Genomic DNA, 20432 nt, shown 5'->3' on the forward strand with positions numbered 1-20432 from the left:
AAAAAAGTTATGAACTAACTTTTAGGAATATATATAGAAGAGGCGCCACGCCTTCCTGTAGGAGAGAGGCTTGCCCGCGAAGGCGTCGAATCTGACACACCGCGTTATCGTTCTTCGCGAGCAAGCTTCGCTCCTACAGTTGGGTGCGGGTTTTGAGGCAGGGGGCGGCACACCCAACCCTCAGCGTCCGCACCGGCGCCCAGCGCGAGTTGTTGCCGACCCGGTCGAGAATGCAGTAGGTCACTTCCAGTCGCAGATCTTCGCCGGCTTCGACAATGATCGCTGACGGTACCCAGACCTGGATCGGCAGGCCCACATCACAGGCCTTGAGCTTGGGTAAATCCATCCGTACGTCACCCCAGCGCAAGGTGATCGCGTCGTCCTCGCTCATGTTGATATAGGGTTCGATGGTCAGCGGCACGCCGCGCCGGATCTGTCGTGCGTTAAGCCCCCGGCGGCGGATGGGGGTGGGAAGACTTACCGGCGTCAGGAACTGATTTTCGTCATCACCGAGCGGGCCGCCCGGGCACTCGAGCTTGACTGCTACCCGCGTCGCCAAAGACAGCGCCGGGTTTCTGCCGACCTGCATCACTCGGTAGTGCACCCAAGTGGCGCCGCTGACGATAAAGCTTTCCGGTACTCGCAGGCTGACGCTATGGCCAACGTCCTGAGCCGTCAGCGCGCAGGAGGCAACGAAGTAACCGTCCCAGAACAATTCGATCAGGTCACCGGTGTCCATGTCGGTGTACGGCCCTATGTCGACCTGTAGGTTGGTCGCCGCAAGGATATTGATACCAGCCTTGTTGGCCTGGGGCAGGGTGGGTGGTGCTAAAGACGGGATGCGCGGGATGCAGTTCATGGGTATCTCTCCTTGAGATATTTCAATGAAATCCATATCGGGAACATGCAGAAAGTTATCTAGCCGAAGTAGATAAGAACGCGGCTTAAGTTGAGTCAATGGTGTGGGTTAGTTAAAGGAGAGTTCAACTGTTATTCAGAAGTTTCCTACGTGGGGTAGTTAATTAGCGCTAAGGGAATGTCGCAAATAAACACGATCTGTGTAGGAGCGAGCATGCTCGCGATGGATTTGAAGGCACCGCGGGGCGCCAGTAAGCCAGCGTTATCGTTGACCACCATCGCGAGCGTGCTCGCTCCTACAGTTGATGGTGTTCACCACCATAGGCGCAGGAGTGCACATATATATTTAGTGCATATATTGTGTGGGGCTTGGGGAAGGTAACTTCCATCCATGGAAGTTGGGGTTCTATGATGGAAGCTTTAAAGGTGCGAGTTGTTCAGGAACTTGCTGAGAAACTGTTTGGTACGTTCTTCTTTAGGATTGGCAAACAACGCCTTCGCTTCGCCTTGTTCGACGATCACGCCCTTGTCGAAAAACACCACACGGTTGGCCACATCGCGAGCGAAAGCCATTTCGTGGGTCACGATGACCATGGTGCGTTTCTCCTCGGCCAGGCCGCGGATGGTCGCCAGCACTTCACCCACCAGCTCAGGGTCGAGGGCTGAGGTCGGTTCGTCGAACAGGATCACTTCCGGTTCCATCGCCAGCGCGCGGGCAATCGCCACGCGTTGTTGCTGGCCGCCTGAGAGGCGGCGCGGGTAAGCGTCTTCCTTACCCGCCAGGCCGACCTTGGCCAACAGTTTTTTCGCCAGGGTAATGGCATCGTCGCGCGGGATCTTCTTGACGATGATCGGGCCTTCGATGACGTTCTCCAGGGCAGTGCGATGGGGGAACAGGTTGAAGTTCTGGAACACGAAACCCACGTGCTGGCGCAATGTGCGCACCAGGCTTTGCTGCTGGTTCAGCGGGCGACTAGTGTCGACTTCGATGTCGCCGACCTTGATCCGGCCGCTGGTGGGGGTCTCCAGGAAGTTCAGGCAACGCAGGAACGTGGTCTTGCCCGAGCCGCTGGGCCCGATGATCGCCACGACCTCACCTTCCTTCACTTGTAGATCGATGCCGTTGAGCACGACTTGACCCTTGAACTGCTTTGTCAGTTTTTCCACGACAATCATGGGGTCAGGACTCCTGATCGTGCCGATTGACCCGCTCTTCCAACTGGTTCTGCAGGTGCGAAAGCACCGTGGCCAAGATCCAGTAAATCAGCGCGGCGGCAAGGTACATGGTGAAGACTTCGAAAGTCCGGGCGGTAATCAGTTGCGCCTGACGGAACAGCTCCGGCACCTGAATGGTGGCTGCCAGCGCGGTGTCCTTGACCAGCGAAATGAAGCTGTTGCCCAGCGGTGGTAATGCGGTGCGCATTGCCTGCGGAATGATCGCCCGGCGCAAGGTTTGCGCGCGGGTCATGCCGATGCTGGCAGCCGCTTCCCACTGGCCGCGTTCGATGGAGCCGATCGCGGCGCGCAGGATTTCACAGGCATAGGCGGCCATGTTCAGCGAGAAGCCGATCAGGGCCGCCGGCAGCGGGTCGAGTTCCAGACCCAACTGCGGCAGGCCGTAATAGATCACGAACAGTTGCACCAGCAACGGCGTGCCGCGAAAGAACGACACGTAGATGCGGGCCAGCCAGCTGACCGATTTGAAACGCGACAGGCGCATCAGTGCCAGGCCGAAGCCCAGCACGAGGCCGAAGAACATCCCGCCGAGGCTCAGGATTACTGTGTAGTACGCGCCCTTGAGCAGAAAGGGCGCGGAATCCAGTGCGAGTTGGAAAGCTGCTTCCATTATTTGGTGACGTCAGCTTGGAAGTACTTTTCCGAGATCTTGGCCAGAGTCCCGTCGGCACGCAGCTCGTCGAGGGCCTTGTTCACGGCGGCCAGCAGCTCTGGCTCACCTTTACGCAGGGCGATGCCGGACTCCTGACGGGAGAACGCTTGGCCGGCAGCCACGGTCTTCGGTGCTTTCTTGGCGTATTCAAGTGCGGCCAGGCGATCGATCAGGATGGCGTCGGTACGGCCGTTGTTCAGATCGGCAAACTTGGTCGGATCATCGTCGTAGGTGCGCACATCAGCACCCGGCACGTTGGCTCGTACCCACTGTTCGTAGTTGGTGCCCAGGCCTACGCCGACTTTCTTGCCGGTCAGGTCAGCGGCGGTCTTGATGTTCAGCGCGGCTTCCTTGTCCTTCAGCACCAGCGCCTGAATCCCGGAGATGGTGTAAGGCTCGGAGAAGTCATACTTCTTCTTACGTTCCTCGGAGATGGTCACTTGGTTGACCACTACGTCCAGGCGCTTGGATTCCAGAGCAGCGAGAATGCCGTCCCACTTGGTGGGCTGGATCTTGGCTTTGACGCCCAGCTTTTGCGCCAGAGCCTCGGAGAGCTCGACTTCGAAACCCGCCAGCTTGCCGTTTTCGTCGACAAAGCTGAACGGTGGATAAGTGCCTTCCAGGCCGACGTTGATCACGCCGGCATCTTTGATTTTTTGCAGCTGCTCACCGGCAACCGCCTGGCCGATCAGGCCAGCGCTCAGTGCCAGGCCCAGCGAACCCACCAGCAGATTGCGACGTAGTGCGGAAAAATTCATGACTAGCCCCTGTGTTTTCTTATGGAAGACGCGTTTAAAAAAGTTGGCGAAATAGGGAATTTCACGACAGCGCTATCCTGCCTTAAAGCAGCTTATGCGTCTCTCGGGAAATTCGCCTGTAGCATGACTATAGGATGGCGTTTTTAGATTAGAAAATAATGATTTTTCTGTTATTTATTCCATGTTGGAATAATAAGGTTCTTACCTGTAGGAGCGAGCAGGCTCGCGATGGTCGTCAACGATAACGCTGGCAACCTGACACCCAGCGGTGTCCTGTCGTCCATCGCGAGCATGCTCGCTCCTACAGGGGCGCGCTGTTACAGGAAATCCTTGTAGGCAAACAACGCCGGTGCCCCGCCGGTGTGCAGGAAAATGATCGGGCCATCGTCGAAACGCTGGCGACCGATACCGTCCAGCAGTCCTGCCATGGCCTTGCCGGTGTACACCGGGTCGAGCAGCAGGCCTTCCTGACTCGCCACCAGCTTCACCGCCGCCAGCGTCCCGGCATTCGGCTCGCCATAGCGCGGTGCGAAATATTCGTCCCACAACTCGACTTTGAAGCTTTTCGGCAATGTCACGCCCAGTAATTCGGCGGTGCGCTCGGCCAGACCCTGAACCTTCGGGAACTGATCTTCTTCGCTGCGCGACACCGTGACGCCGATCACCGGCAGCTCCGGCAGTGCTTCGCTCAGCGCCAACGCCAAACCGCTGTGGGTTCCGGCGCTGCCCGAAGCGAGGACGACGGCGGCAAAATTCAGCCCGGTGTCCTTGATCTGCTCGGCCAGCTCCAGGCCGGCGCGCACGTAACCCAGGGCGCCCAGGGCGTTGGAGCCGCCGATTGGCACCAGATAGGGCTTCTTGCCGTTGCTGCGCAAGCGCGCCGCCAGGGCGTGCAGTTGATCGTCGGCGTTATCGAGGTTTTCTACCAATTCAACCTTGGCATCGAACAGGTCCAGCAACAGGCGATTGCCGTTGCCGACGTAGTTGGGGTCTTCGGTATTGAGGGGGTTTTCCAGCAGGGCAACACAACCCAGGCCCAGTTTGGCGGCGATGGCGGCGGTCTGGCGCACATGGTTCGATTGTAGCGCACCGGCGGTGATCAGGGTGTCGGCGCCTTGGGCGAGGGCATCGGCGCAGAGGTATTCGAGTTTGCGCAGCTTGTTGCCGCCCATCGCCAGTGGCGTCAAGTCATCGCGTTTGACGTACACATCGCGTCCCAGCCAGGACGACAGGCGTTCGAGTTTTTCCAGGGCGGTGGGCTGACCAAGCAGGTCGAGGCGGTTAAAGCGGGCAAGCTGTTGTTTGATCGGTTGTTGAATGATCATGGTTCCGTACTGGCGGGGAATGATCTCTGGACTATAGGCACGGGTAAAAGTCTGGGCAACCGCCAATCGCTTATAGCCAATGGTGCTTAGGCCAGCACAATTGGTTCTTAATTTGGCGCGCGCGCCATGCCGTAAAGTAATCGCCGTCAGCGCGGCCAGACAGTCCGGTCGCCCGTGAGGAGTTTTTACCGTGAGTGAGCGTTCCAGCCATTGGCAATTGCAGACCATCGTCAGCCAGCTGCGCACCGCACGTGAACAGTGGCGCGCGCAAAACGGCCGCGCCAGCACCGAACAAGGTGGACGCGAACTGCCGTCCCGCGCGGCCATGGCCGAGATTCTCGAAGCGTTGTGTGGGGCATTGTTCCCAATGCGCCTGGGCCCGGTGGACCTGCGCGAGGAGAGTGAGGACTTCTACGTCGGCCATACCCTCGATGTGGCGCTCAATGCGCTGCTGGCTCAGGCGCGACTCGAATTGCGTTACGCCGCACGCCACAGTGCCCAGGCTGAGACCGAAGTCGAAGCCAAGAGCATCCAGATCATCCAGGACTTCGCCCTCGCCCTGCCGGGCCTGCGCAGCCTGCTGGATACCGACGTGCTGGCGGCCTATCACGGTGACCCGGCGGCGCGTAGCGTCGATGAAGTGTTGCTGTGCTACCCGGGCATCCTGGCGGTGATTCACCATCGCCTGGCTCACCATTTGTATCGCGCAGGCTTGCCGTTGCTGGCGCGGATCAGCGCGGAAATCGCCCACTCGGCGACCGGCATCGACATCCACCCCGGCGCGCAGATTGGCCGCAGTTTCTTCATCGACCACGGTACCGGTGTGGTGATTGGCGAGACGGCAATCATTGGCGAGCGGGTGCGGATTTATCAGGCCGTGACCCTGGGCGCCAAACGCTTCCCGGCGGACGAGGATGGTCAATTACAGAAGGGCCAGCCGCGCCACCCGATCGTCGAGGATGACGTGGTGATCTATGCCGGCGCGACCATTCTGGGGCGCATCACCATCGGCCAGGGCTCGACCATTGGCGGCAACGTCTGGCTGACCCGCAGCGTGCCGGCGGGCAGCAACCTGACTCAGGCCAATTTGCAGCTCGATGATGGGACCCAGAAGTAAGGGCCAGAATTTTTATTGATCTTTTGGGCCTCATCGCGAGCAAGCATTGCTCCTACAGTTTTGAGTCAGTTAATCATTCTGTGAACGACACAAATCTGTAGGAGCAAAGCTTGCTCGCGATTGATTTCAGGCCCCGCGAATCCTGCCTCATACCCTGCTAAATCTGGTGTTCGAACAAAACCGCCCAGCCCTGCGATTAGTCCTTAGCCCCCTATCCATGTTTAACTTGAACGTTCATTCAAGTTAAACCGGTGGTTCGCCGCCCGCTCACAACAGGAGGCTTGCCTTTGCTGAGTCCGATTTTTACAGCCACGTTTTACCGCTTCGAGGTGCACCGTTGATGAGTGCATCGTCCCTCCCTTCAAGCGGCCAGGTCCGCATGAATCCACCGGTGTTCTGGTTCGCCGCCAGCTTCATCCTGTTATTCGGCGTCGTGGTCATGGCCATGCCCGAACAGGCTGGCGCCTGGTTGTTGGCAGCGCAAAACTGGGCGGCCAACACGGTCGGCTGGTACTACATGTTGGCGATGACCCTGTATCTGGTCTTCGTGGTGGTCACCGCGTTATCGGGCTACGGCAAGATCAAACTCGGTGCCGACCACGACGAACCCGAATTCAGTTACCTGTCCTGGGCCGGCATGCTGTTCGCCGCCGGGATCAGCATCACCCTGTTTTTCTTCTGCGTGTCGGAACCCCTGACCCACATGATCCAACCGCCCCAAGGCGAGGCGGGCACGGCGGATGCGGCGCGTCAGGCGATGCAGATTCTGTTTCTGCATTGGGGTCTGCACGGCTGGGGCGTGTTCGCCTTCGTCGGGATGGCGCTGGCTTACTTTGCTTACCGGCACAACCTGCCGCTGGCCCTGCGCTCGGCGCTGTATCCACTGATTGGCAAGCGCATCAACGGCCCCATCGGCTACGCGGTGGACGGCTTTGGCATCATCGCCACGGTGTTCGGTCTCGGCGCCGACATGGGCTTTGGTGTGTTGCACCTCAACTCGGGTCTGGATTACCTATTCGGCATTGCTCATACCCAGTGGATTCAAGTCGGCTTGATCACGCTGATGATGGGCGCGGCGATTATCGTGGCCGTGTCCGGCGTCGATAAGGGCGTGCGGGTGATGTCCGACATCAACATGCTGCTGGCTTGCGCGCTGCTGCTGTTCGTATTGTTCGCCGGTCCCACGCAGCACTTGCTCAACACCCTGATCCAGAACCTCGGCGATTACCTCGGCGCCTTGCCGATGAAGAGTTTCGATCTGTACGCCTACGACAAACCCAGCGACTGGCTGGGTGGCTGGACGGTGTTCTATTGGGCGTGGTGGATTGCATGGTCGCCATTCGTGGGCCTATTCATCGCACGGATTTCCCGTGGTCGGACCATTCGCGAATTCGTCTTCGGCGTGCTGTTGATTCCACTCGGTTTCACCCTGGCGTGGATGTCGATTTTCGGCAACAGCGCCATCGACCAAGTGCTCAACCACGGCATGTCGGCGCTGGGTATGTCGGCCCTCGACAATCCGTCGATGAGCCTTTACTTGCTGCTGGAAACCTACCCATGGAGCAAAACCGTGATCGCGGTCACGGTGTTCATCAGCTTCGTGTTTTTCGTCACCTCGGCCGACTCCGGCACCGTGGTGCTGTCGACGCTGTCTGCCAAGGGCGGTGGTCCTGATGAGGACGGACCGAAATGGCTACGGGTGTTCTGGGGCGCGATGACGGCGCTGGTGACCAGTGCATTGCTATTCTCCGGCAGCATCGATGCGCTGAAGTCGGCGGTGGTGCTGACGTCGCTGCCGTTCTCGTTGATTTTGCTGACGATGATGTGGGGGCTGCACAAGGCGTTTTATCTGGAGTCGCAAAAGCAGATTGCGCAGATGCGCTCCCTGGCGCCGGTTTCCGGAGCACGGCGCGGTGGCTGGCGTCAGCGCTTGAGTCAGGCGGTGCATTTCCCATCACGGGACGAGGTGTATCGCTTCCTCGATACGACGGTACGGCCGGCCATCGAAGAGGTGTCGGCGGTGTTCATCGAGAAGGGCCTTAACGTCGTCACCCACCCCGAGCCGGTCAATGACTGCGTCAGCCTGGAGATCGGGCACGGCGATCAGCACCCGTTCATTTATCAGGTGCAGATGCGCGGCTATTTCACGCCGTCGTTTGCCCGTGGCGGCATGGGTTCCAAGCAACTCAACAACCGCCGTTATTACCGGGCTGAAGTGCATTTGAGCGAGGGGAGCCAGGACTACGATCTGGTGGGCTACACCCGGGAGCAGGTGATCAACGACATTCTTGATCAGTACGAGCGGCACATGCAGTTCTTGCACTTGGTGCGTTGATCGCACCGTTACGTCTCGGTGGTCAGCACCATGAACAACACCATGGCGGCCACTGGGACACCGAACACGGCACTGCCGACCGCCAGCTCCGTGCTCAATGACTGGCCGGCGTGCACCATGCCAACCGCGCCATTGATCAACGTCAGCGCCAGCCACAGCACGACAAAGCTGTAGGCGAGGGTCTGGCGGGTGAAGCCGATTTTCTCGCCGATATAGAGCATCAGCGCCAGAAGGATCAGGCCGAAGGTGATGATGATAGTGGTGTGCATGGTGGGTTTTGCCTGCCAGGTGTGCGTTGACGGGGCGGCCGCCTTCGCGAGCAGGCTCGCTCCCACAGTGGATTGCGGTAGTCCTTGTGGGAGCGAGCCTGCTCGCGAAGGGGTCACCTCGGTATCCGCTTGAGCATAGTCAGACCAACCCACCATTGACCCGCAAAATCTGCCCATTGACCCACGCCGATTCCGGCCCGGCCAAAAACGACACCACACGGGCAATATCTTCCGGCTGCCCCAGTCGCTCCAGCGGCGCCATTTTGGCAAAGGTCTGGATCTGTTCCTCGCTCTTGCCCTGCAAAAACAGCTCAGTCGCCACTGGACCCGGCGCCACGGCATTGACCGTGATGTTGCGTCCGCGCATTTCCTTGGCGAACACCTGGGTCAGGGATTCCACAGCCGCTTTGCTGGCGATGTACACCGCATAACCCGGCAGGTTCAGGCCGACGGTGCTGCTGGAAAAGTTGATGATCCGACCGCCATCGTTCAGGCGCGTGGCGGCTTCACGCAGGGTGTTGAAGGTCCCGCGGGCGTGGATGTTGAACGTCTGCTCGAACAGCTCGTCACTGTGCTGCGCCAATGGCATGACCTTGAGAATGCCGGCGTTGTTGACCAGCACGTCGACCTTGCCCAGATGCGCTTCGACCTCCTCGAACATCCGCCGCACGTCATCGGCATTGGCTACGTCAGCCTTGATCGCTATGGCTTGGTGGCCGGCCTGACGTAATTCCACCGCGAGCTTCGAGGCTTCGCTGGCGCTGTTGGCGTAGTTGATGGCGACAGCAAAACCTTCGCTGGCCAGTTGTTTGGCAATGACCGCGCCAATGCCCCGGGAGGCGCCGGTTACGAGGGCAACTTTCGACGTTGGGTGAGTCATGTCGGTGATCCTGTGGTGTGGGTATGAGGCCAATTTCACATGTTTACCCAAGCCGATAAATGCAGCAGAGTTGCCTTGACTGTTCAAAAATCGCCAACAATCGAGGATTCCGCCTTGGATCAGGTCAAAGCGATGAAAGTGTTCGTGCGGATCTACGAACGCAACAGCTTTACCCACGCGGCGCAGGACTTGAATTTGCCGCGCGCGGCCCTGACCCACACCCTGAATCAATTCGAGGCCTGGCTTGGCACGCGGTTGTTGGAGCGCAGCACGCGCAAGGTGCGTCCGACACTGGATGGCGAGGCTTACTACCACCGTTGTGTGCAGTTGCTGTCGGAGCTGGAAGAAGCCGAACTGGCGTTTCGCAGCGTGGCGCCGAAGGGGCGATTGCGGGTGGATGTGCATGGCACCCTGGCCCGGCACTTTGTGATTCCTGCACTGCCGCAATTCATGGCGCGCTACCCCGAGATCGAACTGTCCATCAGCGAGGCCGACCGCCTGGTTGACTTAATCGCCGAAGGCGTCGACTGCGTGCTGCGCGCTGGCACCTTGAACGACTCAACGCTGATCGGCAAACGGGTCGCCAATCTGCGACAGATCACCTGTGCCAGCCCTGCCTACCTGCGTAAATATGGAGAACCGAAAAGCCTCGAGGACCTGAAAATCCATCGCGCGGTGAACTACGTTTCGCGCACTGACGGCAAGGTGTTCCCCTTCGAATTCATGCTCAATGGTGAACTCAGGGAGGTGGCCATCGACAGCGCCCTGTCGGTGTTCGGCGCCGAAATCTACGCCGCCTCTGCCATCGCAGGCCTCGGCCTGATCCAGTGCCCGCATTACCGCATGGAAACCCAGATCGCCCAGGGCCTGATCAAGGAAATTCTCCCCGGCATACCGCCGCCACCGATGCCGGTCTCGGTGCTGTACCCGCACAACCGCCACATGTCGCCACGGGTTCGGGTGTTTGTGGATTGGTTGGGGGAGGTGTTTGCCGGGGCAAGGTAAAAGTCAAAAGATCGCAGCCTTCGGCAGCTCCTACAGACGTACATCGTTCCCCTGTAGGAGCTGCCGAAGGCTGCGATCTTTTGCATTTGTGTGAAACGTTTCAGCAATTGGTCGAGTCAGAGGTTTTTTGGCGTTTGTCCGGGCGTATGCTGGGCGACTGGCGAAGCAGTCGAGACCAGATTCAAGACAGACAAGAGAGGATTCGATGACTTACACCGCTGCCGAAAACCGCTACGACTCCATCCCTTACCGCCGCGTGGGCCGCAGCGGGTTGGTGCTGCCGGCGTTGTCCCTGGGCCTGTGGCACAACTTCGGCGACAGCACGCCGATCGATACCCAGCGTTCGCTGTTGCGTACCGCGTTCGATCTGGGGATCAACCATTTCGATTTGGCCAACAACTACGGCCCGCCCTACGGCAGCGCCGAGATCAATTTCGGTCGTCTGTTGCGCGAAGACTTCAAGCAATATCGCGATGAGCTGATCATCTCCAGCAAGGCCGGTTGGGACATGTGGCCGGGTCCTTACGGCCAGGGCGGTGGTTCGCGCAAATACGTGCTGGCCAGCCTCGACCAGAGTCTGCAACGGCTGGGTCTGGATTACGTGGATATTTTCTATTCGCACCGTTTCGACCCGGACACGCCGCTGGAAGAAACCGCCAGCGCCCTGGCTACAGCCGTGCAGCAGGGCAAGGCGCTGTACATCGGCATCTCGTCTTACTCCGGGGTGAAAACCCGTGAGATGGCCGCCTTGCTTAAAGAGTGGAAGGTGCCACTGTTGATTCATCAGCCGGCCTACAACCTGCTCAATCGTTGGGTGGAAAAAGACTTGCTGGATACCACCGACGAACTCGGTACTGGTGTGATTGCCTTCACGCCACTCGCGCAGGGATTGCTGACGGATAAGTATCTCAACGGCGTGCCGGCGGATGCGCGGGTTAATCGTCCGGGTGGTGGTTCGTTGCAAGCCTCGCATTTGTCCGAAGCCAACATCGCTCATGTGCGAGCGTTGAACGAGATCGCCAAACGTCGTGGCCAGAGCCTGGCGCAACTGGCGCTGGCCTGGACGCTGCGCGATCCTCGGGTGACCTCGGCGCTGATTGGCGCGAGCCGGCCGGAGCAGATTGTCGAGAACGTCGGGGCGTTGAAGAACTTGAGTTTCAGCGTGGAGGAACTGGCGGAGATTGATCGGTTTGCCCAGGAGGGTGGGATCAATCTTTGGGAGAAGCCTTCGACGGCGGAGTAAGTATTTGGCGCCGATTTTTTCGGCGCCTGTTCCGACCCCTTCGCGAGCAAGCCCGCTCCCACAGGTTCACCGTAGTACCTGTGGGAGCGGGCTTGCTCGCGAAGGGGCCATCAGAGTCAGTGCAAAACTGACTGATCAGCGAAAGAAAGGCACATCCCCCAACACCGTCGCCCGCTGCATCACCCGCCGCGCCGGGCGGTAATCATCCACCGCGTAATGCTGGGTCACGCGGTTGTCCCAGAACGCGATGTCGTCTTTCTGCCAGCGCCAGCGAATGGTGAATTCCGGCCGGGTGGTGTGGGCGAACAGGAATTTCAGGATTGCCTCGCTCTCGGTGTCCGACAGTTCGTTGATCTTCGAAGTGAAACCTTCATTGACGAACAGCGAGCGGCGTCCGCTCACCGGGTGCGTGCGGATCACCGGGTGCGACAGCGGCGGATTCTTGCGTCGTGCTTCTTCCCATTGGGCCAGCGCGTCTGGCGTGTTGCCGTAGCGCTCCAGCGGAAACGAGCGGGTGAAGTCGTGGGTGGCGGTCAGCCCTTCGAGCAGGGTTTTCAAGGGCGCGGATAAAGCTTCGTACGCCGCAATGCCGCTGGCCCACAACGTGTCGCCACCAAACTGCGGCAACAGCTTGGCGCTGAGCACCGCGCCCATGGCCGGGGTCGGCAGGAAGGTCACGTCGGTGTGCCAGATCGCGTTGTCGCGCACGTCGGTGACGGCGGTGTCGAGGATCAGCACTTCCGGTTGTTCCGGCACATTCGGATAGATCGGGTGAATGTGCAGGTCGCCGAAGTGGGCGGCGAAACGCGCCTGCTGCTGCGGGGTGACCGGCTGGTTGCGGAAGAACAGGACCTGATGCTTGAGCAACGCCTGCTCGATGGCGTCGCGTTGTTCCAGGTTCAGCGGTTGGCTGATGTCGACACCGCTGATTTGCGCGCCGAGGGCGGAGCTTAAAGGGACGATGTTCAAGATACTCATGAAAGTTCTCTTCAATTCGGGGGTGTCTACATGGATGTTGTGAGCAACACCGCCTCTGTAGGAGCTGCCGAAGGCTGCGATCTTTTAAAGGGCAAGATCAAAAGATCGCAGCCTTCGGCAGCTCCTACAGGGGGTGATTCAAAAAGGGGCAAAAATCTTTAGTGGGCCTGGCCGTGCCACGGCACCAGCTTGCGTTGCAGGGCGCGCAGGCCCATTTCCATGGCGAAGGCGATCAGGGCGATCACCAGAATCCCCAGCACCACCACATCGGTGACCAGGAATTGCGCGGCGGACTGCACCATGAAGCCCAAACCACTGGTGGCGGCGATCAGCTCGGCGGCGACCAGGGTCGACCAACCGACACCCAGGCCAATACGTACACCGGTCAAAATGTCCGGCAAGGCACTTGGCAAAATCACATGGCGAATCAACTGCGTCCGCGTTGCGCCCAACGACTGTGCAGCGCGCAATTTGGCCGGGTCGACCGTGCGCACCCCGGTGGCAGTGGCAATGGCGATCGGCGCGAAAATCGCCAGGTAGATCAGCAGGACTTTCGACAACTCGCCGATGCCGCACCAGATCACGATCAGTGGCAGGTAGGCCAGCGGTGGAATAGGGCGATAGAACTCGATCAGCGGATCAAGCACGCCTCGCGCAATGCGATTGGCACCAATGGCAATTCCCACTGGCACGGCGGTCAGCACCGCAAAACCAAGGCCCAGACCGATGCGGCTGAGACTCGCGCCAAGGTGCTGCCACAACGTCGAGTCCATGTACCCCGTGGTCACCAGCAACCAGCCTTTTTGCAGCACGGCGGACGGTGGCGGCAAAAACAGCGGTTCGATCAGACCGCTCGCCGTCACGGCCCACCAGAGCGCAATGAGTGCAACCAGTGTCAGCACGCTGATCCAGCGAGTGCTCAAACGGCGACGTACCGGAATTAACGTTGTGCCGGGTTTAATGGCGGCGGCCGGGATTTCATAACTGCTCATGCGCGCTCCTGCCGTTGAACGGCGCTGCGTTGGGAGAACACCTTGGCAAGTACGTGTTCGCGGGTTTCGATGAAGCGCGGGTCGGACTTGATTGAGCGGGCCGATTCACCGGCGGCGTAACGTTGGCCAAAATCCAGGTGCAGCCGTTCGACGATTTGCCCCGGATTCGGCGCCAACAGAACCAGGTCGGTGGCGAGAAACACTGCTTCTTCAATGTCGTGGGTGATCAGGAATACCGGCTTGGCGGTGCGTCGCCAGACTTGCAGCAACAGCTCCTGCATTTGTTCGCGGGTAAAGGCGTCGAGGGCGCCGAACGGCTCGTCCATCAGCAGCACACGCGGGTCGGCGGCGAGGGCTCGGGCCAGGCCGACACGCTGTTTCTGGCCGCCGGACAGTTGCCAGATACGACGGTGTTCGAAACCGGAAAGGTCCACCAGCGAGAGCATTTCACGGGCACGCAGCTCGCGTTTTTCCTTTGCAATACCAGCCAGTTCCAGACCGAAGCCGACGTTGGCCAGCACGTCCTGCCAAGGCAGCAGGGCGTCGTCCTGAAACACCACGCCGCGTTCGGCGCTCGGCCCTTTGACCGGTACGCCATCGAGGGTGATGCGCCCGGCGCTGGGTTCGACGAAACCGGCAATCAGGTTCAACAGCGAGGTCTTGCCACTGCCGGACGGGCCGAGGGCGACCAGCAACTGCTGGGGCCCCAGGGTCAGGGAAATATCCGCCAGCACCGGTGTAGGGCTGCCGGGGTACTGTGCGCTGATACGCTCCAGCTGTAACAAGGCCATCGCGGTTGACTCCCGATCAGTTGCTGATGAATTTGGCGCTGACGTACGGCGCGTAGTCCGGCAGCACGGCCTCGACCTTGCCTTGTTCCTTGAGGAACGCGGCGGTGTCGGTGATGGCCTTGGTGGTGGGGGCGCCGAGGGTGATCACCTGATCAGCTGCCAGCGGGTAGACGTTGCCCTGCAGCAGCAGCGGAATATCGCTGGCCTTGGCACCGGACAGTTTCACCAGCTTGTCGACGTTGTTTTGGTTGGCAAGCCAGGCTTTCGGGTCTTTGCGGTAGTCGGCGTAGGCATCCAGGGTCACCTTGGCGAAGGCGGAGACGATTTCCGGGTGCTTCTCGGCGAAGTCCTTGCGCACGATCCAGGCATCGAACGTCGGTGCGCCGAACTTGGCCAGCTCGCCGGAGGTGATCAGTACTTTGCCGTTTTCCTTGGCCACGCCCAGCGCCGGGTCCCACACGTAGGTGGCGTCGATATCACCACGTTTCCACGCGGCGATGATCGCTGGCGGGGAGAGGTTGAGCACGGTGACTTTCGACGGGTCGATGTTCCAGTGTTTCAGTGCGGCCAGCAGGCTGTAGTGGCCGGTGGATACGAAGGGCACGGCGATTTTCTTGCCGATCAGGTCTTGCGGGGTCTTGATCCCGGAACCGTCGCGCGCCACCAGGGCTTCGGCGGCACCGATCTGGGTGGCGATGAGGAAGGTTTCCACCGGAACCTTGCGGGTGATGGCGGCGGTCAGCGGGCTGGAACCGAGGTAGCCAATCTGCACGTCACCCGACGCGATGGCGGCAATGATGTCGGCACCGTTGTCGAATTTGCGCCAGTTGATATCGGCTTTGGTGGCTTTTTCGTAGGCGCCGTCGGCCTGGGCGACTTTCGCTGGATCGACGGTGGTCTGGTAGGCGACGGTGACATCAGCCGCCTGGGCAAACAAACTCGCCGCAGCCAAAGACGCGGCCGCCAGCAAGCGAAGGGGGAAAGTGAATTTCATGGGGAAGCTCCTTGTCAGGCGACCGAGAGTCGGCGTGAAAGGAGACTAAATGATCTAAGAATTCGAAAATAAATAACTTTTTCGAATGAGCTTATGAGTGGAAAATTTTCAAATGACCGCTGCGCGGTCATCGCCAGCAAGCCGGCTCCTACAGGGTTTGTTTAGTTCCTGTAGGAGCCGGCTTGCTGGCGATAAAGGTCCGCAGGACCTTCAAGGGATCAATTGCTGATCGCGAGAATACTGGCCTGATAAGCCCCGACAAACACATCAAAATCGCCGACTTCGTTCTGCTCCAGCTCCGCTTGTTCAACCAGCGACGAGCGTGCGCGCTCTTCAAAGGTCGCCTGCACGTCTGCGGGCAGCGCCTCGCTGCGGAAAAACTCCGCATGGGCCTGGCTCTGGCGCAAGGAGAATTGGGCAAAGCTCTCCTTGTGCTCGGCCATCGCCGCGAGGACCTGGGCCGATGGCGTCAAGGACGGGTCCTTGACCTTGGCCATTTGCGCATCCAGCGCCTTGCTGTGGGCATCGCCACCGTGGCTCTGATCCAGCAGCGCGGCCAATGGTGCAATGTTTTCCAGCAATTGGCCGGCCCAGTCTTTCAGGTCCACAGGGTGACCGTCGCGTTGCAACTGCAAGCCAGGACGCCGGCCTTCCTTGACCACGCTGAGGAAGTTCGACGTCGCGTTGCCGCAGCTGGTGTTGGTCAGCAGCGGGCTGTCGTTCAAGGCGCAGTACAGCAGGAACGCGTCGAGGAAACGCGACTCGGTGATGTCGATACCCATCGGCAGGAACGGATTGATGTCCAGGCAACGCACTTCGACGTACTGGATGCCACGGGCCATCAACGCCTGAATCGGCCGCTCGCCGGAGTAGGTCACGCGTTTGGGGCGGATGTTGGAGTAGTACTCGTTTTCGATCTGCAGGATGTTGGTGTTGAGCTGAACCCACTCACCGTCCTTGTGCGTACCGACTTCGACGTACGGCGCGTACGGCGTGGCGACCGCTTTGCGCAGGCTGTCGGTGTAGCTGGTCAGATCGTTGTAGCACGGCGTCAGGCCGGCTTGGGCGTTGCTCTGGTAACCCAGGTCGCTCATGCGCAGGCTGGTGGCGTAGGGCAGGTACAGGGTGTCCGGGTCCAGTTGTTCCAACTGGTGCGAGCGACCGCGCAGGAAACCGGCGTCCAGCGCTGGCGATGCACCGAACAGGTACATCAGCAGCCAGCTGTAGCGGCGGAAGTTACGGATCAGTGCGATGTAGGACGACGACTGGAAATCGCGGTCGGTGGCATCGCTGCCCTCAGCCGCCTTGAGCAACGGCCAGAGTTTTTCCGGCAGGGAAAAATTGTAGTGAATCCCGGCGATGCACTGCATGGTCTTGCCGTAACGCAGGGCCAGGCCTTTGCGGTACACATACTTGAGCTGACCGATGTTGGACGTGCCGTAATAGGCGATCGGGATATCTTCCTCGGCCGGCAACGGGCACGGCATCGATGGACTCCACAGGTACTCGTTGCCGAGCTTGCTGTAGGCAAAACGGTGAATGCTGTCCAGGCTCGCCAGCGTATCGGCCGGATCGGTCAGGGCCGGGGTAATGAACTCCAGCAGCGATTCGGAATAGTCGGTGGTGATCTGTTCGTTGGTCAGCGCGGAACCCAGTTCTTCCGGGTGCGGCGTTTGCGCCAGGCGACCTTCGCCGGTCACGCGCAGGCATTCACGTTCGATGCCGTGAAGGCACTGTTCGAGCAGAGAGAGGTTGGCACGCTCGCCGAGCAGGGCCAGGCGGCGGTTGAGAAGTTCGCTCAAGTTGGATTCCTTCACGCGTCAGTCGCCCCAATATGGGGGTGGGCAGGACGGTCTACAAGGGTGAAGTTAAAACTGGCGTTATCGCCTGGTTTTTGTCGCCGATTGATCAAAAACTGCACAGATCCCTTGTAGCAGCGAGCATGCTCGCGATGGACCCGAGAACACCGCGAGGTGTCAGGCTTGCAGCGTCAGCGTTGACGCCCATCGCGAGCATGCTCGCTCCTACAGGGAAAGGCATTGCGGCGAAATTAACTCAAATTGATGGCGACTAGCTACAGGACAGCGAACGTGCCTTGTGCTTTTGCGACCAGTTTGTCGCCTTGCACCACATCGGCCTCGACCACCAGCGTGCGACGGCCCGGGTGGATCACCCGGGCGGTGCACATTACCTCGCCGTCGGCGACGGCGCGGATGTAGTTGATCTTGCACTCGATGGTCGCGCTCTGCTGGTCAAAGCCGTGGGTGCTGGAGCAGGCCAGCCCCATGGCAATGTCCACCAGACTGAACAACGCCCCGCCGTGCAGCTTGCCGGCGCGATTGCGCAGCTCTGGTTCCAGCACCAGGGCGACTTGCGCCACCCCGGTTTCCAGGCTGTGCAAGCGACAGCCCAGCAGATTGAAAAACGCGCTTTCGGTCAGGCCGGCAGGGATGTCCATCAGCGTTTCTTCAACTGCTTGGCGTTGGCGAACAGCGAAGCCATGGCGTTGTTGGTTGGAGCCGCTGCCGTGGTTTCCTTGCGTGGGGCTGTGTTCTGGGATTGGCGTGGCGCCGAACCCGGACGCGCGCCACGGGCACCGTCAATTTTCTCACCCGGGGTGTCGCTCATGCGCATCGACAGACCCACGCGTTTGCGCGGAATGTCGACTTCCATGACCTTCACTTTCACCACATCGCCGGCCTTGACCGCTTCGCGGGGATCTTTGATGAACTTCTCCGAAAGTGCGGAGATGTGCACCAAACCGTCCTGATGCACGCCGATATCGACGAAGGCACCGAAGTTGGTCACGTTAGTCACCACGCCTTCGAGGATCATGCCCAGTTCCAGATCCTTGAGATCTTCGACGCCTTCCTGGAATTCAGCGGTCTTGAACTCCGGACGTGGATCGCGGCCCGGCTTTTCCAGCTCTTGCAGGATGTCGGTGACGGTTGGCAGGCCGAAGGTTTCGTCGGTGAATTTCTTCGGATCGAGGCGCTTGAGGAACGCGGCGTCGCCGATCAGCGAGCGAATGTCACGGTCAGTCTCGGCGGCAATGCGCTGTACCAGCGGATAGGCTTCCGGGTGCACGGCGGACGAGTCCAGCGGGTTTTCGCCGTTCATGACGCGCAGGAACCCGGCGGCCTGTTCGAAGGTTTTTTCGCCAAGGCGTGCAACCTTCTTCAACGCAGCACGGGTTTTGAAGGCGCCGTGCTCGTCGCGGTGACTGACGATGTTCTGTGCCAGGGTCGCGTTGAGGCCGGAGATGCGCGCCAGCAGTGCCACGGACGCGGTGTTCACGTCCACACCAACGGCGTTTACGCAGTCCTCAACCACGGCATCCAGGCCGCGAGCCAATTTCAGCTGCGACACGTCGTGCTGGTACTGGCCAACGCCAATGGATTTCGGATCGATCTTCACCAGCTCCGCCAGCGGATCCTGCAGGCGACGGGCAATCGACACCGCGCCACGGATCGACACGTCCAGGTCCGGGAATTCCTTGGCCGCCAGTTCCGATGCCGAGTACACCGATGCGCCGGCCTCGGACACCATGACTTTGGTCATCTTCATGGCTGGGTATTTTTTGATCAGCTCAATGGCCAGCTTGTCGGTTTCACGGCTGGCGGTGCCGTTGCCAATGGCAATCAGGTCCACCGAGTGCTTGGCGCACAGGGCCGCCAGAATCGCGAGGGTCTGATCCCACTTGTTGTGCGGCACGTGCGGGTAAACCGTGGCGTGATCCAGCAGCTTGCCGGTGGCGTCGACCACGGCGACCTTGCAGCCGGTACGCAGGCCCGGGTCGAGGCCCAGTGTGGCGCGTGGGCCGGCTGGAGCTGAGAGCAGCAGGTCATGCAGGTTATGGGCAAAGACGTTGATCGCTTCGGTTTCCGCGCCGTCGCGCAGTTCGCCCAGCAAGTCGGTTTCCAAGTGGGTGTAGAGCTTGACCTTCCAGGTCCAGCGCACCACTTCACCCAGCCATTTATCGGCTGGACGGTTCTGGTTCTGGATGCCGAACTGCTGGCCGATCATGCCTTCGCATGGGTGCATGGTGCCCGGCAGTTCGTCGCCGACTTTCAGCGCGGAGCTGAGAATGCCTTCGTTGCGGCCACGGAAAATCGCCAGTGCGCGGTGCGACGGCATGCTTTTCAGCGGTTCGTCGTGTTCGAAGTAGTCGCGGAACTTGGCGCCTTCCTCTTCCTTGCCGGCGATCACGCGGGCACTGAGGGTGGCTTCCTGCTTGAGGAAGTTGCGCAGCTTGTCCAGCAGGCCCGCGTCTTCGGCGAAGCGCTCCATCAGGATGTACTTGGCGCCTTCGAGGGCGGCCTTGACGTCGGCAACGCCTTTTTCAGCGTCGATGAAGCGCGCAGCTTCGGTTTCCGGGGTCAGGCTTGGGTCGTTGAACAGGCCGTCAGCCAGCTCGCCGAGGCCGGCTTCCAGGGCGATCTGGCCCTTGGTGCGGCGTTTTTGCTTGTAGGGCAAGTACAAGTCTTCGAGGCGGGTCTTGGTGTCGGCGAGCTTGATGTCGCGTTCGAGTGCAGGGGTCAGCTTGCCTTGCTCCTGGATGCTGGCCAGGATGCTGATGCGCCGTTCGTCGAGTTCTCGCAGGTAGCGCAGACGCTCTTCCAGATGACGCAATTGGGTGTCATCGAGGCTGCCGGTCACTTCTTTCCGGTAACGGGCGATGAAGGGAACGGTAGAGCCTTCATCGAGTAGCGCGACGGCCGCTTCGACCTGTTGTGGGCGTACGCCGAGTTCCTCGGCGATGCGGCTGTTGATGCTGTCCATAAAACCACCTGACAAATTGTGAAAGCAGGCTCGCAGGCGCAGGGTTAAGGGGCCGACGAGTCTGGTTGAGCGGCCTGGCATGCGCCGCTACCTGGATCAAAAGGTATCCCGTTGACCCGTAAAATCGAACAATTACTGCCAGTGCCCTGAAAATAAAACAGGGTCACCCGGCGTAACAATCAGACGTTGCCTGACACAAAACGCCGCGCATTATAAC

18 protein-coding genes are annotated in these 20432 nt (G+C 60.0%); 4 read left to right on the forward strand and 14 right to left on the reverse strand.

Annotated elements, in window-relative coordinates; genetic code table 11:
- Nucleotides 1–133: 133 nt before the first annotated feature.
- The 5 genes from ABTV22_RS00970 to ABTV22_RS00990 form a co-directional block, all read right to left on the reverse strand.
- A complete protein-coding gene (locus ABTV22_RS00970; RefSeq protein WP_433738137.1) occupies nt 134–859 on the reverse strand; it encodes a hypothetical protein in 726 nt (241 codons plus the stop codon).
- A 419-nt stretch (nt 860–1278) separates the two neighbouring features.
- On the reverse strand, nt 1279–2034 hold the full coding sequence (tcyN, locus tag ABTV22_RS00975; protein ID WP_433738138.1) for an L-cystine ABC transporter ATP-binding protein TcyN: 756 nt from the start codon (nt 2032–2034) through the stop codon (nt 1279–1281).
- A gap of 4 nt (nt 2035–2038) precedes the next feature.
- The gene (tcyL, locus tag ABTV22_RS00980) at nt 2039–2704 is read right to left on the reverse strand and encodes a cystine ABC transporter permease (protein WP_433738139.1); all 666 of its coding nucleotides are present in this window, start codon (nt 2702–2704) and stop codon (nt 2039–2041) included.
- The gene (gene tcyJ, locus ABTV22_RS00985) at nt 2704–3504 is read right to left on the reverse strand and encodes a cystine ABC transporter substrate-binding protein (RefSeq protein ID WP_433738140.1); all 801 of its coding nucleotides are present in this window, start codon (nt 3502–3504) and stop codon (nt 2704–2706) included. The genes tcyL and tcyJ overlap by 1 nt, the downstream gene beginning before the upstream one ends.
- A 317-nt stretch (nt 3505–3821) precedes the next feature.
- Nucleotides 3822–4829, reverse strand: a complete 1008-nt coding sequence (locus tag ABTV22_RS00990) for a D-cysteine desulfhydrase (RefSeq protein WP_433738141.1) — start codon at nt 4827–4829, stop codon at nt 3822–3824.
- 190 nt (nt 4830–5019) lie between these two features.
- On the opposite strand from ABTV22_RS00990, the gene epsC reads away from it, so the two are divergent.
- Together epsC and betT are read left to right on the forward strand one after the other, a co-directional pair.
- A complete protein-coding gene (gene epsC / locus ABTV22_RS00995) occupies nt 5020–5946 on the forward strand; it encodes a serine O-acetyltransferase EpsC (RefSeq protein ID WP_433738142.1) in 927 nt (308 codons plus the stop codon).
- 379 nt (nt 5947–6325) lie between these two features.
- A complete protein-coding gene (gene betT / locus ABTV22_RS01000; RefSeq protein ID WP_433741262.1) occupies nt 6326–8281 on the forward strand; it encodes a choline transporter BetT in 1956 nt (651 codons plus the stop codon).
- 8 nt (nt 8282–8289) lie between these two features.
- Here the strand turns inward: betT and ABTV22_RS01005 are convergent, their stop codons facing one another.
- Both ABTV22_RS01005 and ABTV22_RS01010 read right to left on the reverse strand, forming a co-directional pair.
- The gene (locus ABTV22_RS01005) at nt 8290–8550 is read right to left on the reverse strand and encodes a hypothetical protein (RefSeq protein ID WP_433738143.1); all 261 of its coding nucleotides are present in this window, start codon (nt 8548–8550) and stop codon (nt 8290–8292) included.
- Between the two features lie 139 nt (nt 8551–8689).
- Complete coding sequence (locus ABTV22_RS01010) at nt 8690–9430, reverse strand: SDR family oxidoreductase (RefSeq protein WP_433738144.1); 741 nt, start codon at nt 9428–9430, stop codon at nt 8690–8692.
- Nucleotides 9431–9544: 114 nt separating this feature from the next.
- On the opposite strand from ABTV22_RS01010, the gene ABTV22_RS01015 reads away from it, so the two are divergent.
- Together ABTV22_RS01015 and mgrA are read left to right on the forward strand one after the other, a co-directional pair.
- Complete coding sequence (locus tag ABTV22_RS01015; protein ID WP_433738145.1) at nt 9545–10435, forward strand: LysR family transcriptional regulator; 891 nt, start codon at nt 9545–9547, stop codon at nt 10433–10435.
- 205 nt (nt 10436–10640) lie between these two features.
- The gene (gene mgrA / locus ABTV22_RS01020; protein ID WP_433738146.1) at nt 10641–11678 is read left to right on the forward strand and encodes an L-glyceraldehyde 3-phosphate reductase; all 1038 of its coding nucleotides are present in this window, start codon (nt 10641–10643) and stop codon (nt 11676–11678) included.
- Between the two features lie 135 nt (nt 11679–11813).
- On the opposite strand, the gene tauD is transcribed toward mgrA, so the two are convergent.
- The 7 genes from tauD to ABTV22_RS01055 all read right to left on the reverse strand — a co-directional run bounded on the left by tauD (nt 11814) and on the right by ABTV22_RS01055 (nt 20215).
- Nucleotides 11814–12656 carry a taurine dioxygenase gene (gene tauD / locus ABTV22_RS01025; protein WP_433738147.1) on the reverse strand — a complete coding sequence of 281 codons (843 nt, stop codon included), beginning with the start codon at nt 12654–12656 and terminating at the stop codon, nt 11814–11816.
- A 158-nt stretch (nt 12657–12814) separates the two neighbouring features.
- Nucleotides 12815–13648 (reverse strand): taurine ABC transporter permease TauC, encoded by an 834-nt coding sequence (tauC, locus tag ABTV22_RS01030; RefSeq protein WP_433738148.1) that lies wholly within the window; start codon nt 13646–13648, stop codon nt 12815–12817.
- A complete protein-coding gene (tauB, locus tag ABTV22_RS01035; RefSeq protein WP_433738149.1) occupies nt 13645–14439 on the reverse strand; it encodes a taurine ABC transporter ATP-binding subunit in 795 nt (264 codons plus the stop codon). Before tauB ends, tauC begins: the two co-directional genes overlap by 4 nt.
- A 16-nt stretch (nt 14440–14455) precedes the next feature.
- Nucleotides 14456–15433, reverse strand: coding sequence for a taurine ABC transporter substrate-binding protein (gene tauA, locus ABTV22_RS01040; protein ID WP_433738150.1), 978 nt, complete (start codon nt 15431–15433; stop codon nt 14456–14458).
- Between the two features lie 218 nt (nt 15434–15651).
- Nucleotides 15652–17235 carry a glutamate--cysteine ligase gene (gene gshA, locus ABTV22_RS01045; protein ID WP_433738151.1) on the reverse strand — a complete coding sequence of 528 codons (1584 nt, stop codon included), beginning with the start codon at nt 17233–17235 and terminating at the stop codon, nt 15652–15654.
- A gap of 272 nt (nt 17236–17507) precedes the next feature.
- Nucleotides 17508–17891: a PaaI family thioesterase gene (locus ABTV22_RS01050; protein WP_433738152.1), complete on the reverse strand. Its 384-nt coding sequence runs from the start codon at nt 17889–17891 to the stop codon at nt 17508–17510.
- Nucleotides 17891–20215: a Tex family protein gene (locus tag ABTV22_RS01055; RefSeq protein ID WP_433738153.1), complete on the reverse strand. Its 2325-nt coding sequence runs from the start codon at nt 20213–20215 to the stop codon at nt 17891–17893. The genes ABTV22_RS01050 and ABTV22_RS01055 overlap by 1 nt, the downstream gene beginning before the upstream one ends.
- Nucleotides 20216–20432: the final 217 nt, after the last annotated feature.

It is taken from the genome of Pseudomonas putida (assembly GCF_050990305.1).
Lineage (GTDB): Bacteria > Pseudomonadota > Gammaproteobacteria > Pseudomonadales > Pseudomonadaceae > Aquipseudomonas > Aquipseudomonas putida_AH.